General features: G+C 62.9%; 13 protein-coding genes. 11 read left to right on the top strand and 2 right to left on the bottom strand.

Annotation, left to right across the window (positions count from 1 at the left end; genetic code table 11):
- Positions 1–106: 106 nt before the first annotated feature.
- From ACFMBG_RS16920 to ACFMBG_RS16890, 7 genes are all read left to right on the top strand, one after another.
- Positions 107–1,402 (top strand): D-serine ammonia-lyase, encoded by a 1,296-nt coding sequence (locus tag ACFMBG_RS16920; RefSeq protein ID WP_421055874.1) that lies wholly within the window; start codon positions 107–109, stop codon positions 1,400–1,402.
- Positions 1,403–1,729: 327 nt separating this feature from the next.
- Positions 1,730–3,292, top strand: a complete 1,563-nt coding sequence (locus ACFMBG_RS16915; RefSeq protein WP_421055873.1) for an ABC transporter substrate-binding protein — start codon at positions 1,730–1,732, stop codon at positions 3,290–3,292.
- A gap of 146 nt (positions 3,293–3,438) precedes the next feature.
- Positions 3,439–4,419, top strand: a complete 981-nt coding sequence (locus tag ACFMBG_RS16910; protein ID WP_421055872.1) for an ABC transporter permease — start codon at positions 3,439–3,441, stop codon at positions 4,417–4,419.
- On the top strand, positions 4,416–5,366 hold the full coding sequence (locus ACFMBG_RS16905; protein ID WP_421055871.1) for an ABC transporter permease: 951 nt from the start codon (positions 4,416–4,418) through the stop codon (positions 5,364–5,366). The genes ACFMBG_RS16910 and ACFMBG_RS16905 overlap by 4 nt, the downstream gene beginning before the upstream one ends.
- Before the next feature lie 4 nt (positions 5,367–5,370).
- A complete protein-coding gene (locus ACFMBG_RS16900; RefSeq protein ID WP_421055870.1) occupies positions 5,371–6,366 on the top strand; it encodes an ABC transporter ATP-binding protein in 996 nt (331 codons plus the stop codon).
- Positions 6,363–7,406, top strand: a complete 1,044-nt coding sequence (locus ACFMBG_RS16895; protein ID WP_421055869.1) for an ABC transporter ATP-binding protein — start codon at positions 6,363–6,365, stop codon at positions 7,404–7,406. The genes ACFMBG_RS16900 and ACFMBG_RS16895 overlap by 4 nt, the downstream gene beginning before the upstream one ends.
- 13 nt (positions 7,407–7,419) lie before the next feature.
- Positions 7,420–8,340, top strand: coding sequence for a LysR family transcriptional regulator (locus ACFMBG_RS16890; protein WP_421055868.1), 921 nt, complete (start codon positions 7,420–7,422; stop codon positions 8,338–8,340).
- A gap of 48 nt (positions 8,341–8,388) precedes the next feature.
- Here the strand turns inward: ACFMBG_RS16890 and ACFMBG_RS16885 are convergent, their stop codons facing one another.
- Positions 8,389–9,891 (bottom strand): trimethylamine methyltransferase family protein, encoded by a 1,503-nt coding sequence (locus ACFMBG_RS16885; protein ID WP_421055867.1) that lies wholly within the window; start codon positions 9,889–9,891, stop codon positions 8,389–8,391.
- Between the two features lie 115 nt (positions 9,892–10,006).
- Between ACFMBG_RS16885 and ACFMBG_RS16880 the strand changes: the two genes are divergently transcribed.
- Genes ACFMBG_RS16880 through ACFMBG_RS16865 form a run of 4 tightly spaced genes read left to right on the top strand, consistent with a single transcriptional unit; the run spans position 10,007 to position 14,099 of the window.
- Positions 10,007–11,248 carry an aromatic ring-hydroxylating oxygenase subunit alpha gene (locus ACFMBG_RS16880; protein WP_421055866.1) on the top strand — a complete coding sequence of 414 codons (1,242 nt, stop codon included), beginning with the start codon at positions 10,007–10,009 and terminating at the stop codon, positions 11,246–11,248.
- 58 nt (positions 11,249–11,306) lie between these two features.
- A complete protein-coding gene (locus ACFMBG_RS16875) occupies positions 11,307–12,164 on the top strand; it encodes an ABC transporter permease (protein ID WP_421055865.1) in 858 nt (285 codons plus the stop codon).
- Complete coding sequence (locus tag ACFMBG_RS16870; protein ID WP_421055864.1) at positions 12,161–12,994, top strand: ABC transporter permease; 834 nt, start codon at positions 12,161–12,163, stop codon at positions 12,992–12,994. The genes ACFMBG_RS16875 and ACFMBG_RS16870 overlap by 4 nt, the downstream gene beginning before the upstream one ends.
- Position 12,995: 1 nt before the next feature.
- Positions 12,996–14,099: an ABC transporter ATP-binding protein gene (locus ACFMBG_RS16865; protein ID WP_421055863.1), complete on the top strand. Its 1,104-nt coding sequence runs from the start codon at positions 12,996–12,998 to the stop codon at positions 14,097–14,099.
- A 99-nt stretch (positions 14,100–14,198) separates the two neighbouring features.
- Here ACFMBG_RS16865 and ACFMBG_RS16860 read toward each other — a convergent pair whose 3' ends face one another.
- Entirely contained in the window at positions 14,199–15,260 is a 1,062-nt protein-coding gene (locus ACFMBG_RS16860) for an extracellular solute-binding protein (RefSeq protein ID WP_421055862.1), read from the bottom strand.
- Positions 15,261–15,422: the final 162 nt, after the last annotated feature.

The raw sequence follows: 15,422 nt of genomic DNA, 5'->3' as shown, positions 1-15,422 counted from the left end.
GCGGCGGGGCGTTGCCGTGCCGCAAATACTGCCGGTCCGTAGCGCTTTCGGCGGTGGACGCCGGCCAAAAACCGGCCATGGTGGCTGCAAGGCAAGGGGAACGGATATGGACAAGACACTGCTGCGCCGCCTGCGGGCGCTGGAACCGCTGATGTGGATCAATCCGGGGCTTGGGCGCGCTGCCGAAGCACAGGTGCCGGTGCGGCCGGAGCAGGTGGCGGAGGCCGAACAGAACTGGCGCGCGCTGGCGCTGCTGCTGCGGAGGCGCTTTCCCGAGCTGGACCAAAGCGGCGGGGCTATCGCCTCGGACCTGATCGACGTTGCCGAGCTGGCCGAAGCCATGGGGCAGGGCCATGGGCGGTATTTCGTGAAAGGCGATCACGCGCTGCCGGTGGCCGGTTCGGTCAAGGCCCGCGGCGGGGTCTATGAAGTCTTCCTGCACGGGCTGTCGCTGGCGCGGGAACTTGGGCTGATCGCGCCAAGCACCACTCCGGAGGCGCTGGATTCTGACGCGCTGCGGGACCGCTTCGGGAGCTATACCGTGGCAGTGGGCTCAACCGGCAATCTGGGCCTCAGCGTCGGCATCGCCGCCCGGGCGCTGGGCTTCCGGGCGGTGGTGCATATGTCTTCGGATGCAAAGCCCTGGAAGGTAGAGCGCCTGCGCCGCCACGGGGTCGAGGTGGTGCAGCATCAGGCCGATTACGGGACTGCCGTCGCCTCGGCCCGGCAGCAGGCGGAGGCGGATCCCAGCGTCTATTTTGTCGATGACGAACGCTCCGAGCTGCTGTTCTTCGGCTATTCCGCCGCTGCGGCTGAGCTGCGGGACCAGTTGGCAGCCCGGCAGATACAAGTGGATGCAGAGCACCCGCTGTTCCTGTATCTGCCCTGCGGCATCGGCGGCGCGCCGGGCGGGGTGGCCTATGGGCTGAAGCAGGTGTTCGGCGATCACGCGCATTGCTTCTTTGTGGAGCCGGTGCAGTCGCCCTGTGCGCTGGTGCAGCTGGCTTCCGGGCTGGAGCGGGTGGTCAGCGTCTATGACGCGGGGCTGACCAACAAGACCGAGGCCGATGGCATGGCGGTGGCGGAGGTGAGCCAGTTCGTGGCCCGGGTGATGCAGCCGCTGCTGAGCGGGGTCTATACCGCCTCGGATGACGATCTGTTCCGCTGGCTGGCGCTGGCGCAGGATCATGCAGGGCTGCAGCTGGAACCCTCGGCCGCGGCCTGTCTGGGCGGGCCAAGGATGCTGCTCTCGACACCGGAAGGGCAGGGCTATCTGGCACAGCACGGGCTGACTGGCCGCATGGGGCAGGCCACTCATGTCATGTGGGCCACCGGCGGCAGTTTGGTGCCCGCGGAGGAATATCAGGGCTTCCTTGACAGGGGCCGCGCGCTGCTGCCCTAGGAGGGGCTCCGTTAAACGGAGGGGACGGCCCGGGATCAACCGGCAAGAGCGCGTTCGCCAAGGGCAGATTCCTGCGGATTTACTGACGCCAGTGGTGTTGCGCGGCGGGCACGCGCCGGGAGAAATGCGCCGGCTGTCGGCGGGCGCGGTCCCCTTGCCGACGCGGATGCGGACCAAGCCAGCACACGTAAGCATTTGCAAAGGTTGTGCTATTCCTTGGGCGCATAGCCCCGATGTGCGTCCTGCATACCCTATGCGATATCGGCATTTCACAGTTTCCGCGCTGCAGGATAGCGTTTGCGCCATAATCACAGGGGAGTATGCCTAATGACGAAATTTGTCAGAAGCCTGGCGGCTGCTGCGGTGGTGGCGATGGCACCGGTTGCTTATGCCGAAACCACCGTGCGCGTTGCTTATGACGCTGACCCGGTCTCGCTGGATCCGCATGAACAGCTGTCCGGCGGCACGCTGCAGCTGTCGCACATGGTCTTTGACCCGCTGGTGCGCTGGACCCAGGACCTGCAGTTCGAGCCGCGCCTGGCCGAAAGCTGGGAGCAGATCGACGGCACCACCATGCGCTTCAAACTGCGCAGCGGCGTGACCTTCCACAGCGGCAACCCGCTGACCGCCAAGGACGTCGACTGGACCTTCGACCGGCTCAAGCAGAGTGACGATTTCAAGGGCATCTTCGCACCCTTCACCGATGTCGAAGTCGTGGATGACATGACCTTCGACCTCAAGACCTCGGAGCCCTATCCGCTGGTCCTGCACACCGCGACCTACATCTTCCCGATGGACAGCGTGTTCTATTCCGGCACCACTGCCGACGGCAAGGACAAGGCCGAAGTGGTCAAGCACGGCGACAGCTTTGCCTCGCGCAATGTCTCCGGCACCGGCCCTTTCATCGTCTCCGAGCGTGAGCAGGGTGTGCGAGTGGTGTTCGACCGCTATGCCGATTACTGGGACACCGAAAGCGGCGGCAATGTCGACAAGATCGTGCTGACCCCGATCAAGGAAGACCCGACCCGCGTTGCAGCGCTGCTGTCCGGCGACGTGGACTTCATCGCGCCGGTCCCGCCGACCGATCTGAAGCGCGTGGAAGAGGCTGAGGGTGTTGACCTGATCACCATGCCCGGCACCCGCATCATCACCTTCCAGATGAACCAGAACCGCGTCGAAGCCTTCAAGGACGCCCGCGTCCGCCAGGCAATCGATTATGCTGTCAACAACGCAGGCATCGTTGACCGCATCATGCGCGGCTTCGGCACCGTGGGCGCGCAGGCCAGCCCGGCCGGCTACCTGGGCTACAACGAAGCCCTGGCACCGCGCTACGATCTGGAAAAAGCCAAGGCGCTGATGGCCGAAGCAGGCTATGCCGACGGTTTCTCGATCACCATGATGGCGCCGAACAACCGCTATGTGAACGACGACAAGATCGCCCAGGCGGTGGCTTCGATGCTGGCGCAGATCAACATCAAGGTTGACCTGCAGACGATGCCCAAGGCGCAGTACTGGCCGACCTTCGACGAGCGCGCAGCGGACATGATGATGATCGGCTGGCATGCGGACACCGAAGATTCCGCCAACTTCCACCAGTTCCTGACCGCCTGCCCGGATGAAGCAACCGGCAATGGCCAGTACAACTCCGGCAACTACTGCAACCCGGAAGCCGACAAGCTGATGAACGCGGCCAACGCGGAAACCGACCCGGCCAAGCGTGCGGAGCTGCTGCAGAAGCTGGAAGGCATCCTGTACGAAGAGGCAGCCTTCATCCCGCTGCACTGGCAGAACCTGGCCTGGGGCGCCAAGTCCGGCATGAACGCGGCGGAGATCGTGAACGCGCTGAACTTCCCCTATTTCGGTGACCTGGTTGTCGAAACCGGCAGCTAAGCCACTGAACAGACCCGGGCCGGTCTCCCCCGGCCGGCCCGGGGCACTCTCATAACAAGCGGCCGCCAAGGCCGCGATTGCAGGCTCCGCAGATCCCTTGGGCCTTGCGTCCTGCGCTGTCATCGAACTCTACAAAGGTCAGGAAGATGTTTGCCTATCTCGCAAAGCGAGTGATTCAGGCGATTGCGGTGATGTTCGTCATCTCGCTGATTGCTTTTGCCATCCAGGGCAACCTGGGCGACCCGCTGCGCGAGCTGGTCGGCCAGTCGGTCTCGGAAGAAGTGCGCCAGCAGCTGCGCGATGAACTGGGGCTGAACGACAGCTTCCTGACCCAATACCTGCGGTTTGCGGGCAATGCGCTGCAGGGCGATCTGGGCACCTCCTATTTCTTCAAGGAGCCGGCGCTGGACGTGATCCTGAAGAAACTGCCCGCGACGCTGGAGCTGGTGTTCGGCGCCACCCTGATCATCGTCGGCTTCTCGGTGCCTCTGGGCGTCTATACCGCGATCAAGCCGGACAGCATCCTGAGCCGCATCATCATGGGCCTGTCGATTGTCGGCATCTCGATCCCGGTGTTCCTGACCGCCATCCTGATGATCTTTGTGTTCTCGGTGGAATACGGCTGGTTCCCTTCCTACGGGCGCGGCGACACCGTGCATGTCTGGGGCTACTGGGAGACCAACTTTGCCACCGCCGACGGCTGGATGCACATCATCCTGCCCTCCTTTGCGCTGGCGTCGATCATGCTGCCGCTGTTTGTCCGCCTGATCCGGGCCGAGATGATGGAAGTGCTGCAGTCGGAATACGTCAAATACGCCAAGGCCAAGGGCATCAACCCGTGGCGCATCTATTTCGTGCACGCGCTGAAGAACACGCTTCTGCCGGTGATCACCGTGGGCGGCGTGCAGATCGGCACCATGGTGGCCTACACCATCCTGACCGAGACGGTGTTCCAGTGGCCGGGCATGGGCTTCATGTTCCTTGAGGCGGTGAACCGCGTCGACACCCCGCTGATCGTGGCCTACCTGATTGTCGTCGGCTTCATCTTTGTGGTCACCAACACCATCGTCGACCTGATCTATGGCCTGGTGAACCCGACCGTGAATATTGCGAGGATGGGCGCATGAGCACCGAAACGCTGAACCCGAAGTCCGAACCGTCGCGCTGGTCCAAGGCCTGGAATTCAAACATGGGCTACAGCTTCCGCCGCAATCCGGTGGCGGTAGTCAGCATGATCGTGTTCCTGCTGATCGCGGCGGCGTCCTTCCTGGCACCGGTGATCGCGCCCTATGATCCCTATGACCCGGCGCAGATCGACATCATGAACTCGGAATACCCGCCGGTCTGGATCGACGGCGCCCTGCCGGAGTTCATGCTGGGCACCGACGACCAGGGCCGCGACCTGTGGTCCACCATCCTCTATGGCACCCGGCTGTCGCTGCTGATCGGCATCTGCGCCGTGGCGCTGCAGGCGTTCCTGGGCATCTCCATCGGCCTGCTTGCGGGCTATGTTGGCGGCCGCCTGGACAGCCTGCTGATGCGGCTTGCCGATATCCAGCTGTCGTTCTCCACCCTGATGGTGGCGATCATCTTCCTGGCCATGACTCAGGCGATGTTCGGCTCTGACACTTTCAACCGCTATGCCGTTGTCTTTCTGATCGCGGTGATCGGGGTGGCGGAATGGCCGCAATACGCCCGCACCGTGCGCGCCACCGTGCTGGCCGAGAAGAAGAAGGAATATGTCGACAGCGCCCGGGTGCTGGGCTTTGGCCCGATGCGGATCATGGTGCGGCACATCCTGCCGAATTCGCTGTCGCCGATTTTCGTGATCTCCACCGTGCAGGTCGCCAATGCGATCATCTCCGAGGCCTCGCTCAGCTTCCTGGGGCTGGGGATGCCGCCGAGCCAGCCGTCGCTGGGCTCTCTGATCTCTTCCGGCTTCGACTACATCTTCTCCGGCAGCTGGTGGATCACCGCCATTCCCGGCGTGGTGCTGGTGGTGCTGGTTCTTGTCATCAACCTGCTGGGCGACTGGATGCGCGACGTCCTGAACCCGAAACTCTACAAGGGGTAACGCGATGAGCCTTCTTTCCGTTCGCGACCTCACCGTCAAATTCGCCATGCGCGACCAGACGGTTACTGCCCTCAATGGCATATCCTTCGACCTCGCCAAGGGCGAGCGCCTGGGCATCGTTGGCGAAAGCGGCGCCGGCAAGTCGATCACCGGCTTTTCGCTGATGAACCTGCTGAGCCGCCCGGGCTATATCGACAGCGGCCAGATCCTGTTCGACGGTGAGGATGTCGTTCAGATGAATGACAAGCGCCTGCGCAATCTGCGCGGCAACCGGATGGCGATGATCTTCCAGGATCCGATGGTGACGCTGAACCCGGTGCTGACCATCGGCCAGCAGATGATCGAGACGCTTATGGCGCACCGCAAGCTGAGCCGCGAGGAAGCGCGCCAGATTGCCATCGTCAAGCTGCGCGAAGTCTATATTCCCTCGCCGGAGGAACGGCTGGAGCAGTACCCGCACGAGCTGTCGGGCGGGATGCGCCAGCGGATCATCATCGCGATTGCACTGCTCTTGGACCCACAGCTGATCATCGCGGATGAGCCGACCACCGCGCTGGATGTGACCATCCAGGCCGACATCATGGAGCTGATGCTGGAGCTGTGCCAGTCCAACCAGGTGGGGCTGATCCTGATCACCCACGACCTGGGCGTGGTCAGCCAGATGACCGAGCGCACGCTGGTGATGTATGCAGGCCGGATCATCGAAGCCGGGCGCACCCGGGAAATCATCAACGATCCGCAGCACCCCTATACCCAAGGGCTGATCAACGCGCTGCCGCAGCAGACGGTGCCGGGCCAGCGGCTGAAGCAGATCCCCGGCAACATGCCGGGACTGGCTAGCATCCCCCAGGGCTGCGCCTTCAATCCTCGCTGCAAATACGCCACCGATCTGTGCCGCAGCCGGGTGCCGGAAATCGTGCAGTATGGCGAGGTCGAGGTGGCCTGCCACGAAGTACAGCGCCTGCACAGCGATGAAGACCGTCAGGAGGCACGGGCATGAAGGATGTAAACACGGACCGCCCTCTGCTGGAAATCAAGAACCTGGAAAAGCGGTTCGATCTCGATCACGGCTTCCTGGAGACGCTGAAGTTCAAGAAGGGCAGGATCGTGCGGGAAACCCGCTCGGTCCACGCGGTGAACAACATCTCGCTGAACGTCGGCCGCAGCGAGGCGCTGTGCGTGGTCGGCGAGTCGGGCTGCGGCAAGTCCACCGTTGCGCGGCTGGTGGCGGGCCTGCTGACCCCCACCGCGGGCGAGATCCACTATGACGGGCAGCGCATCGACAACCTGTCGCGCGCCGGCATGCAGCCGCTGCGCAAGAAGATTCAGATGATCTTCCAGAACCCCTATGCCTCGCTCAACCCGCGCATGACCATCCGTCAGGCGCTGGAAGAACCCGTGCGGCACCACAACCCCGGTGCTTCGGCGGCGGAGGTGCGGGACAAGGTGACCGAGGTGATGCTGTCGGTGGGGGTCGATCCCAGCTGGGCGAAACGCTACCCGCATGAATTCTCCGGCGGCCAGCGCCAGCGGATCGCCATTGCCCGCGCCCTGACCGTCGATCCGGAGTTCATCATCGCGGACGAGCCGATCAGCGCGCTGGACGTGTCGATCCAGGCGCAGGTGCTGAACCTGATGCTGGAGGCCAAGGAAAGCCGCGGTCTCACCTATTTGTTCATCACTCACGACCTGAGTGTGGTGGAGCATTTCGGCACCCGCGTCGCGGTTCTTTACCTCGGGTCGGTATGCGAAGTTGCGGACACCGCGACATTGTTCTCCAACCCGAAACACCCTTATACTCGGGCCTTGCTGTCCGCGGTGCCGCAGCTGAAGGACGACCGGCCGAACCATATCCGCCTCAAGGGCGAGATCCCGACGCCGATCAACCTGCCGCAAGGCTGCCCCTTCCAAAGCCGCTGCGCCTTTGCGGAAGCACGATGCAAGAGTGAAAAGCCCAAAGCCATTCACCAGCCCGATGGCAGCATAGTTGCCTGCCATGCTGTCGAGGAAGACAGGCTGGATGCGATGGCCGCCGGCTAGGACGGGACGCTAGTTGGACATCATCTGGCTCAAGGATTTCGAGGCTTTGGTCGCGTGCAAGAATTTCTCGCGCGCGGCCGAAGAGCGTAACGTCAGCCAGCCTGCGTTCTCCCGCCGAATCCGGGCGCTGGAGAATGAGATCGGCGTGCGGCTGATCAACCGCGAGACCCTGCCGCTGACCCTGACCCCGGCAGGGGAGGTGTTCCTGTCGCAGTCGCGCATCATGCTGCGCACTTACGAGGAAACCATCGAGCGCTGCCAGACGATCGACGCGGCGGGTGAAAACGTGATCCGCTTTGCCGCCTCGCAGTCGCTCTACATGACGCATTACAAGACCCTGATTGCGCCGCTCGCCAGCGAGGGCGGGGTGGATACCGACCTTAACTCCACCTCCTGGGCAGCCGACCAGTTCGTCAGCGCGCTGCAGCAGGGCTATTGCGACGTGATCCTGACCTACTGGCACCCGTCGATGGATTTCCTGGGGCCGCTGGAGGTCGCCAATTTCGAATACCTGACACTCTCGACCGACCGCTATGTGCCGGTCTCCCGCAGCACCCCGGACGGGGCGCCGGAGTTTGGCTTTGCGGCGGGCAGCAAGGACGCGGTGCCGCTGCTGTCCTATGGTGCAGTGTCTGCCCTGCGGTCGGTGCAGGAGTTCGCCCTGACGCAGCTTTTGCCGACGCAGAAGGTCTTTGTCGTCAACCAGAACGCCCTGGCCAACAGCGTCAAGGCGATGATCCAGGAGGGGTTCGGCATGGGCTGGCTGCCGCTGAGCCTGTGCCGCGAAGAGATCAAGCAGGGGCGTTTTTCGGTAGTGGATGAACGGCTGGCCACCGACTTGGAAATCCGCCTCTACCGCGACCCCCGCAGCACCAAGCAGACGCTGGATGTGCTGTGGAAACAGCTCAAGCGCTCCGCCCTGGAAAGCGCCTGAGCCTGGCAGGGTGATCTGGTCCGAACCGGCAGGGGCTGCTGGGGCGGCTTACGCGGCCAGTTTCCTGTACTTTCCCAATATCGTGCTGATGGCCGCTGATGTCTCCGGCGGCAGCGTAGGCTGTTCCAGCTCGGCCAGCATCGCCTTGAGATCATCGCCGATCCGCTCCAGCAGATCCTGATCCGGTGCGCCTGCGTTGCTGAGCGGTATGTTCGGGCCGAAATAGCGGGAGTTCCAGACCTGTGTCCGGCAATTGTCGACCGTGTGCTGATGCGCCAGGAAATTGCCGGTCGGGCCGACTTCTCGGATCAGGCTGACCGCCATCTGGTCGTCAGAAACCTCCAGTCCCTGCCACATCTTGCGCAGCAGCCCCGCGAGGTCGTCGCACAGCAGCAGGGCATGCAGCGAATAGGTCAGGCCCTGATCGAGCGAGCCCATGTAATCGATCGTGGCCGGGCGGTTGTAGAACATCTGCGTCATGTTCGAGGAGATTTCCCAGACCGCATCCTGATTGAAACGGCGCGCGACGGAACAGCCACCGATGCCGGTGAGCGACGGGAAGCCCAGCGAACGGCGCACCTGGCACATCGCCATGTCGCTAACCGAGGTCTGTGAGAAACTGCCGATGGCGCCGGTTGCCGGTTCCATGAAATTCACATCCGAACAGCCAACGCAAAAGCTGCCTTCGGCGGCGAGCTGACCCAGCACAACCGCGGCGAAATCCGTCATCAGCGCATGGGTGATGCATCCGGCCAGGGTGATCGGGGAGGACGCTCCGCCAATGGGCAGGGTGCCAACTCCAACCGGAATACCCGCCCGGGCGGCGGTGATGATCTGGTCGGAATGAATCCGCGCAAGGTTCACCGGCAGCGGTGTGATCAGATGCAGGAAATAAGGCTTCTCCCGAAGCGCCTGGTGCGATCCGCGCAGCGCGGCCGCCATCTCGATCACCGCATCCAGCGAGGAGGGGTGTTCGCAAAGATATTCCAGAGGCTTGGTGGTGTTTTCCATCAGGCAGGCGAATTCGTCGATTTCGCCGAACTGGTTCGACTCTTCGACGTTCTTCACCGCGATACATACGCCGTCGACATGCGGCAGCTTGTCGGCAACCCGGGTGATCAGGGCCAGGTCCTCGCGGGTTGAGGGGCGCGGCTCGCCGGTGTTCTCGTCATAGACCGCGATGCAGGTCATGCCGGGCATGAACCAAGTGTGATCGCAATCAATTGAAATGGGGTTTTCACCGTTGCGGTCCCACAGCGTGGCGGAGCGTGCGGCGGTTTCCAGCGCCCTGCGGGTGACGGTTTCCGGGATCGTTACGATGCCCTCAGCTGATAGCGTGCAGCCGGCGCCGCGCAGCAGGGTGTCCGCTTCGCCGCCAGGTTCGAACACTACGCCGGAGGTGGCCAGCAACTCAATCGCCGTGTCCACGACCCGGTCCACCTGCGCCTGCGTAAGCGGCGCGTAGGCAGGCGTGGCCAGCGAGTGCGGGCCTTTGCTGACAGGTGCTGCAGCGGAGGCGGCGGGTCTTCTGCGGCTTCTGGCACGGCGCATTTGCTTCTCCCCTTGGCGTTTGAGTGATCGCTCAAACTTGATGCCAGTTCCCTGTTTTGTCCAGCCGCGAAATCAGTTTCCTGCGAAATATTTTATTTGAGCGCTCAAATAAACAATGCTACTGATTCTTGCCAGAGGGAAGGAGACCCACATGAAGGATGACGTGCTGTTTCAGTCTGATCCCAGGGCGGGCCGTACCGGATTGCCTGCTTGGAGCTATACCAATCCGGAGCTTCTGGAGGAGGAAAAGGAGCTATTGTTCCGGCAGCACTGGCAATTGGTTTGCCATGTGAACGATGTGCCGGAGCCCGGCGATTTCATGGCTGCGGATTTTACAGGCGAGCGGGCCCTGGTGGTGCGGGGAAAAGACGGTCAGGTGCGCGCCTTTCACAACCTGTGCCGCCACCGCGGCAGCCGGGTCGTGGCGGAGGACAAGGGCCATTGCAAGCACGCCATCATCTGCCCCTTCCACGGCTGGGCCTTCAATCTGGACGGCACGCTGCGCGGAGCGGCTCGGCCCGAGACGCTGCCGGAGCTGGATCCGGTGGAATGGGGCCTGAAGCCGGTGGAGATGGATATCTGGCACGGGTTTGTCTTTGTTCGCTTCAAGCCGGGGCCGCAGCCCGCGGTGTCCGAGGTGATGGCGCAGTTCGAAGAAGAGGTAGGTCCCTACGGCCTGGCGGAGCTTCTGCCGGACGGAAACGGGATCGGCACCACGGAAATTGCCGCCAATTGGAAATGTGTCCGCGACGTGGACAACGAGGGCTACCATGTGCCGCTGGCGCACCCCGGCCTGCACGATCTGTTCGGCAGCAACTATGACGATCAGCCGTTCAGCAATGGCGCCGCGCGGTCCTTTGGCGGCTTCCGCCCCGGCGACGGGCGGATGTGGAGCGTACGCAACTACAAGAAGCTGCTGCCAAAAGCCGATGGGCTGGACGAGGAGCATCAGGCAGCCTGGCTCTATCTTGGCGTCTTTCCAAATTTGGTGTTCGGGATTTACCCCGACTCGGTGATCTTCTACCACGAGTTCCCGGTGGAAAACGGCCGCACCGTCCAGCGCGCCGCCTGCTACAAGCGTCCGGCAGAGGACCGGCAGCTGCGCGCCGCCCGCTATCTTAGCGGGCGGATCGACAGGATCACCTCGAAAGAGGATGAGCAGCTGATTGAATGGTGCTGGGAGGCGGCTTTCTCCAGCGGCTATGATGGCGTGATCCTGTCGGATCTGGAGCACGGCGTGCGCAGCTACCACGACGAGCTGCGCAAGCTGTTCCCGGTTCTGGAACAGGATGAGCCGGAGCCTGGCCAGCTGAAGGCCCGTAACGCTGAACTGCTGGCGCAGCAGGGCAGCACATGAATGCGGGCGCCGCCCAGGCAATGGCGGCGCCCTGAAAACCGGCCAGGAGGAGCCACGAATGCTAACCGGAGAGAGGCGCCAGGGCCTCGCATTGATCAGCCCGACCTTGCTCTATTCGCTGCTGATGCTGGCCGCACCGCTGGTGATGGTGCTGACCTTCAGTTTCTGGACCCAGAACTATCTGGAGCTCGATACCACCTTCACGCTGGACAACTACCGGGAGGCTTGGACCAAGCCGATCTACCGGACCCTGCTGCTGCGCTCGCTGACGATCTCGCTGGTCGTCACGGCGGTGACCGTGGCACTGGCCTTTCCGATCGCCTATTACCTGTCGTTTCACGTCAAGCAGCGCAAGGCGCTGTGGCTGTTCCTGATCACCGTGCCGTTCTGGACCAGCTACCTGCTGCGGGTGTTCCTGTGGAAAGTGATCCTCGGCTACAACGGTGTGCTGAACACTGCTTTCACCGGGCTGGGTATCATCGACGAGCCGCTGACTTTCCTGCTGTACAACGCCAATGCCGTGGTGCTGACCCTGGCGCACGCCTGGGCGCCCTTTGCGATCCTGCCGATTTTCGTCGCGCTGGAGAAAATCGACCGCTCCCTGCTGGAAGCGGCAGAGGATCTGGGCGACGGGCCGGTGCGCCGGTTCTTCCGCATCACCCTGCCGCTGGCCATGCCCGGTGTCATTGCCTCCACCCTGATCGTCCTGATCCCGACAATCGGCGATTTCATCACGCCCAAGCTGGTCGGCGGCACCGACGGGCTGATGATCGCAAACATGATCCAGATACAATTCGGCAAGGCAAACAATGCGCCGCTGGGGGCTGCGCTGGCGATTTCATCGATGCTAATCGTGGCCAGCATCAGCGCGGTGATTTTCCTTCTTGGCAAACGGTTTGGAGGCAAGGTGCAATGAAACCCGCCCTGAAAGCTCTTTCGGCCAAGTGGCTGGCCGTCTACGCGGTGGCCTACATGGTGTTCCTCTATGCACCGGTGATCCTGCTGCCGATGTTTGCCTTCAACGATGCCACCATCATCTCCTTTCCGCTGAGCGGTTTCACGACACAGTGGTTCGATGTGCTGTGGCAGACCGAAGCCCTGCATGGCGCGGTGCGGAACTCGCTGGTGGTGGGTCTGTCGTCTGCAGTGCTGAGCACCCTTCTCGGCGCCTGTGCGGCGCGGGCTGCCGCGCGCTACCGCTTCCCCGCCAAACGCGGCATCATGAGCTTCATCATGCTGCCGCTGGTGCTGCCGGAAATCATCGTGGCGGTGGCCTTGCTGGTGCTGCTGATGCAGCTGGGCATGCCGCTGTCGCTGGCCACCGTGATCCTGGGCCACGTGCTGATTTGCACGCCCTTTTCCATCGCCATCCTGAACTCCGCCTTTCACGGGCTGGACCAGAGTCTGGAGGAAGCCTCTTATGACCTGGGCGAAAGCCGTTGGGGCACCTTCCGCCGCGTGGTTCTGCCCCTGGTCATGCCGGGCGTGGTGTCCAGCCTGCTGATCACCTTCACCATCTCGCTGGATGAGTTCATCATCGCCTTCTTCCTGACCGGCACGGAGGTCACCCTGCCGGTCTACATTTGGAGCCAGTTGCGCTTCCCTGGAAAGCTGCCGTCGGTGATGGCGCTGGGGACCATCCTGCTGGCCCTGTCCGTCCTGCTCCTGATCCTGGCCGAGTGGTTCCGCCGCCGCGCCGCCCGGAAACAGGGTATCGAAGCTTCAGCCACCGGAGGATTTGCCTGACATGGCCAGCCCATCTCCCAAGCCCATCATCGACCTTGCGGGCGTCACCAAGACCTTCGGAAGCTTCCAGGCTTTGAAAGGCATCGATGCAACCATCAACGAGGGCGAGTTTTTCTCGCTGCTGGGACCCTCGGGCTGCGGCAAGACAACCCTGTTGCGGATGATCGCCGGATTCGAGACGCCGACGGACGGCACCATCGTGATCGCGGGCCAGGACATGGCAGGCGTTCCCGCCAACCGGCGCCCCACCAATATGGTGTTTCAGTCCTATGCGATCTTCCCGCACCTCAGCGTGGCGGAGAACGTAGGCTATGGCCTGAAGACCCGGAGGATGCCGAAAGCCGAGATCGCCCGCGAGGTGGAGCAGGCGCTGCAAATGGTGGATCTGGGCGGGCTGGGGTCCCGCGCGGCGCATGAGCTGTCCGGCGGGCAGCGCCAGCGGGTGGCGCTGGCGCGGGCGCTGGTGATGAAGCCCAAGGTGGTGCTGCTGGATGAGCCGCTGTCGGCGCTCGACAAGAAGCTGCGCGACCAGATGCAAGTGGAGCTGCGCCAGTTGCAGCAGCGGCTCGGCATTACCTTCATCCTGGTGACCCACGACCAGGAGGAGGCGCTGACCATGTCGGACCGCATCGCGGTGATGTTCGACGGCCGCATCGCCCAGCTGGCCACGCCCGAGGAGCTGTACCGGCGTCCGGTGGACCGGCGTGTGGCCTCCTTCATTGGGGTGATGAACTTCCTCGACGCACGCGCGACCGGCCGCATGAACGGCCACCTGGCACTCGACATACCGGCGCTGGGCAGTATCGAGCTGCCATCGGCGCAGGTCCCCGAGGGGCTGGATTTGCGGAATCTGGAAACCATCGGCATCCGCCCGGAGATGCTGACCATCCTGTTCGACGGCAGCGAGCAGACCGAGCACGTCGCCAGGGGCGAGGTGACCGGCACCGCCTATTATGGCGACATGACCTATTACAGCGTGCGCCTGCCCGGCCACGCTGAGGATGTGACCATCTCGATGCGCAACACCGCAGGCCGGTCCATCGTGCCGCCTGGCAGCGAGGTGCCGGTGGGGTGGGGCGCGGACTCCATCGTGTTGTTCCAATAGGGCGGGCTGGACGGCGCCCCTCGAAAAACACTCCGGCAAACAAGAAAACGCCCCGCCAAACCGGCGGGGCGTTTCGTCATTGGTGGTGCTGGGCTGGTGTCAGAACCCGGCCTTAATCAGTTCGAATTCAGCGATCATCTTTTCGCGCAGCGCCGAGGGCACCGGCGCCTGCCACAGGGTCTTGGCGCGCAGGCTTTCGCTGCTTTCAAGCCCCATTGCCGCCAAGTCCTCGGCGTTCATGTCCGCCATCGCCTTGGCATTGCCGTGGCCATATCCCCAGCTGCTGACGAGATAATTGGCGGTCTTCGGTTCCAGCCAGGCGTTGATGAAGTCATAGAACTTGTCTTCGGAACCGGGCGCATTGGCCAGTTTTGCATAACCGCACACCCAGCTGGATGCGCCCTCAGCGGTGTCGCGCTTGATCGCGATCGGGTGGCCCTCATAGCTCATCGTTGAATAGGTCTCGTTCCAGGCCCAGGCCAGATAGACCTCGCCGCTTTGCATCAGCTGCGCCAGCGAGGCGCCGTCGGACCAGTAGGTGCGCACGTTCTGATGCACCTTGCGCAGGAAGCCGGAGGCCGCCTGGAATTGCGCCTCCGTTGCGTTGGTCCAGTCCGTGACACCAGTTGCAAGAAACCCCAGGGCATAGGCGTCATCCACATTGTCGCCGATCGAGATCCGGCCCTGGTGCTTGGGATCCGCAAAGGCCTGCAAGCTGGCCACATCCGCTTCGCTCAGGTGTTCGGTGTGATAGGTGACCGCGGTGTTGCCCCAGTCGGCCGGGATGAAATAGCTCTCACCGTCCTTGGTATAGGCCTCGATGTCGCGGAAACTCGGCTCCAGCTCGTCCCAGCGTTCGATCCGGGTGGTGTCGAGCGGTGCCAGCAGCCCGGCCTCGATCCATTTCGGCACCGATTGAGAGCAGGGGTGGACAGCATCCGCGCGGAACCCCGAACGCAGTTTCTGGAAGGCTTCTTCCTCATCCCCGAAAAAGGCAAAGGTCGGACCGTCCCCATGCTCTGCGATATAGGTCGAGAAGAATTCAGGGTCCTCGTATCCGGCCCAGTCGAATACGGTCAGGTCCGCATCGGCGGCCAGGCCCGCGCCTGCCTGAAGGGACAGGACCATGCCAAGCGCCGTGGCTGTTTTCAAAATTTTCATGAAAGTCTCCCTGTTGCCGCGGCCCTATTTCCCCGCGCTTTACCCTCTCAGGCACAGGTCCGGCCGTGATAGGAAAAGGTTAGGAGGGAAACCGGCTTGACACAAGAATTATTTGAGCGCTCAATTAAATTAGAGATGAAGCCCGCCTCCTGAAAGGTCCCT

The sequence above is a fragment of the Leisingera coralii genome, from assembly GCF_049056525.1.
GTDB lineage: Bacteria > Pseudomonadota > Alphaproteobacteria > Rhodobacterales > Rhodobacteraceae > Leisingera > Leisingera coralii.
This window is presented reverse-complemented; position numbering and strand designations above follow the sequence as displayed.

What these genes read in the sequence shown, in the direction of transcription:
- ACFMBG_RS16880 (WP_421055866.1), top strand. Translation starts at nt 10,007, where the DNA reads ATGCTACTGATTCTTGCCAGAGGGAAGGAGACCCACATGAAGGATGAC.
- ACFMBG_RS16875 (WP_421055865.1), top strand. Translation starts at nt 11,307, where the DNA reads ATGCTAACCGGAGAGAGGCGCCAGGGCCTCGCATTGATCAGCCCGACC.
- ACFMBG_RS16865 (WP_421055863.1), top strand. Translation starts at nt 12,996, where the DNA reads ATGGCCAGCCCATCTCCCAAGCCCATCATCGACCTTGCGGGCGTCACC.
- ACFMBG_RS16910 (WP_421055872.1), top strand. Translation starts at nt 3,439, where the DNA reads ATGTTTGCCTATCTCGCAAAGCGAGTGATTCAGGCGATTGCGGTGATG.
- ACFMBG_RS16915 (WP_421055873.1), top strand. Translation starts at nt 1,730, where the DNA reads ATGACGAAATTTGTCAGAAGCCTGGCGGCTGCTGCGGTGGTGGCGATG.
- ACFMBG_RS16900 (WP_421055870.1), top strand. Translation starts at nt 5,371, where the DNA reads ATGAGCCTTCTTTCCGTTCGCGACCTCACCGTCAAATTCGCCATGCGC.
- ACFMBG_RS16895 (WP_421055869.1), top strand. Translation starts at nt 6,363, where the DNA reads ATGAAGGATGTAAACACGGACCGCCCTCTGCTGGAAATCAAGAACCTG.
- ACFMBG_RS16920 (WP_421055874.1), top strand. Translation starts at nt 107, where the DNA reads ATGGACAAGACACTGCTGCGCCGCCTGCGGGCGCTGGAACCGCTGATG.
- ACFMBG_RS16860 (WP_421055862.1), bottom strand. Translation starts at nt 15,260, where the DNA reads ATGAAAATTTTGAAAACAGCCACGGCGCTTGGCATGGTCCTGTCCCTT.
- ACFMBG_RS16870 (WP_421055864.1), top strand. Translation starts at nt 12,161, where the DNA reads ATGAAACCCGCCCTGAAAGCTCTTTCGGCCAAGTGGCTGGCCGTCTAC.
- ACFMBG_RS16885 (WP_421055867.1), bottom strand. Translation starts at nt 9,891, where the DNA reads ATGCGCCGTGCCAGAAGCCGCAGAAGACCCGCCGCCTCCGCTGCAGCA.
- ACFMBG_RS16905 (WP_421055871.1), top strand. Translation starts at nt 4,416, where the DNA reads ATGAGCACCGAAACGCTGAACCCGAAGTCCGAACCGTCGCGCTGGTCC.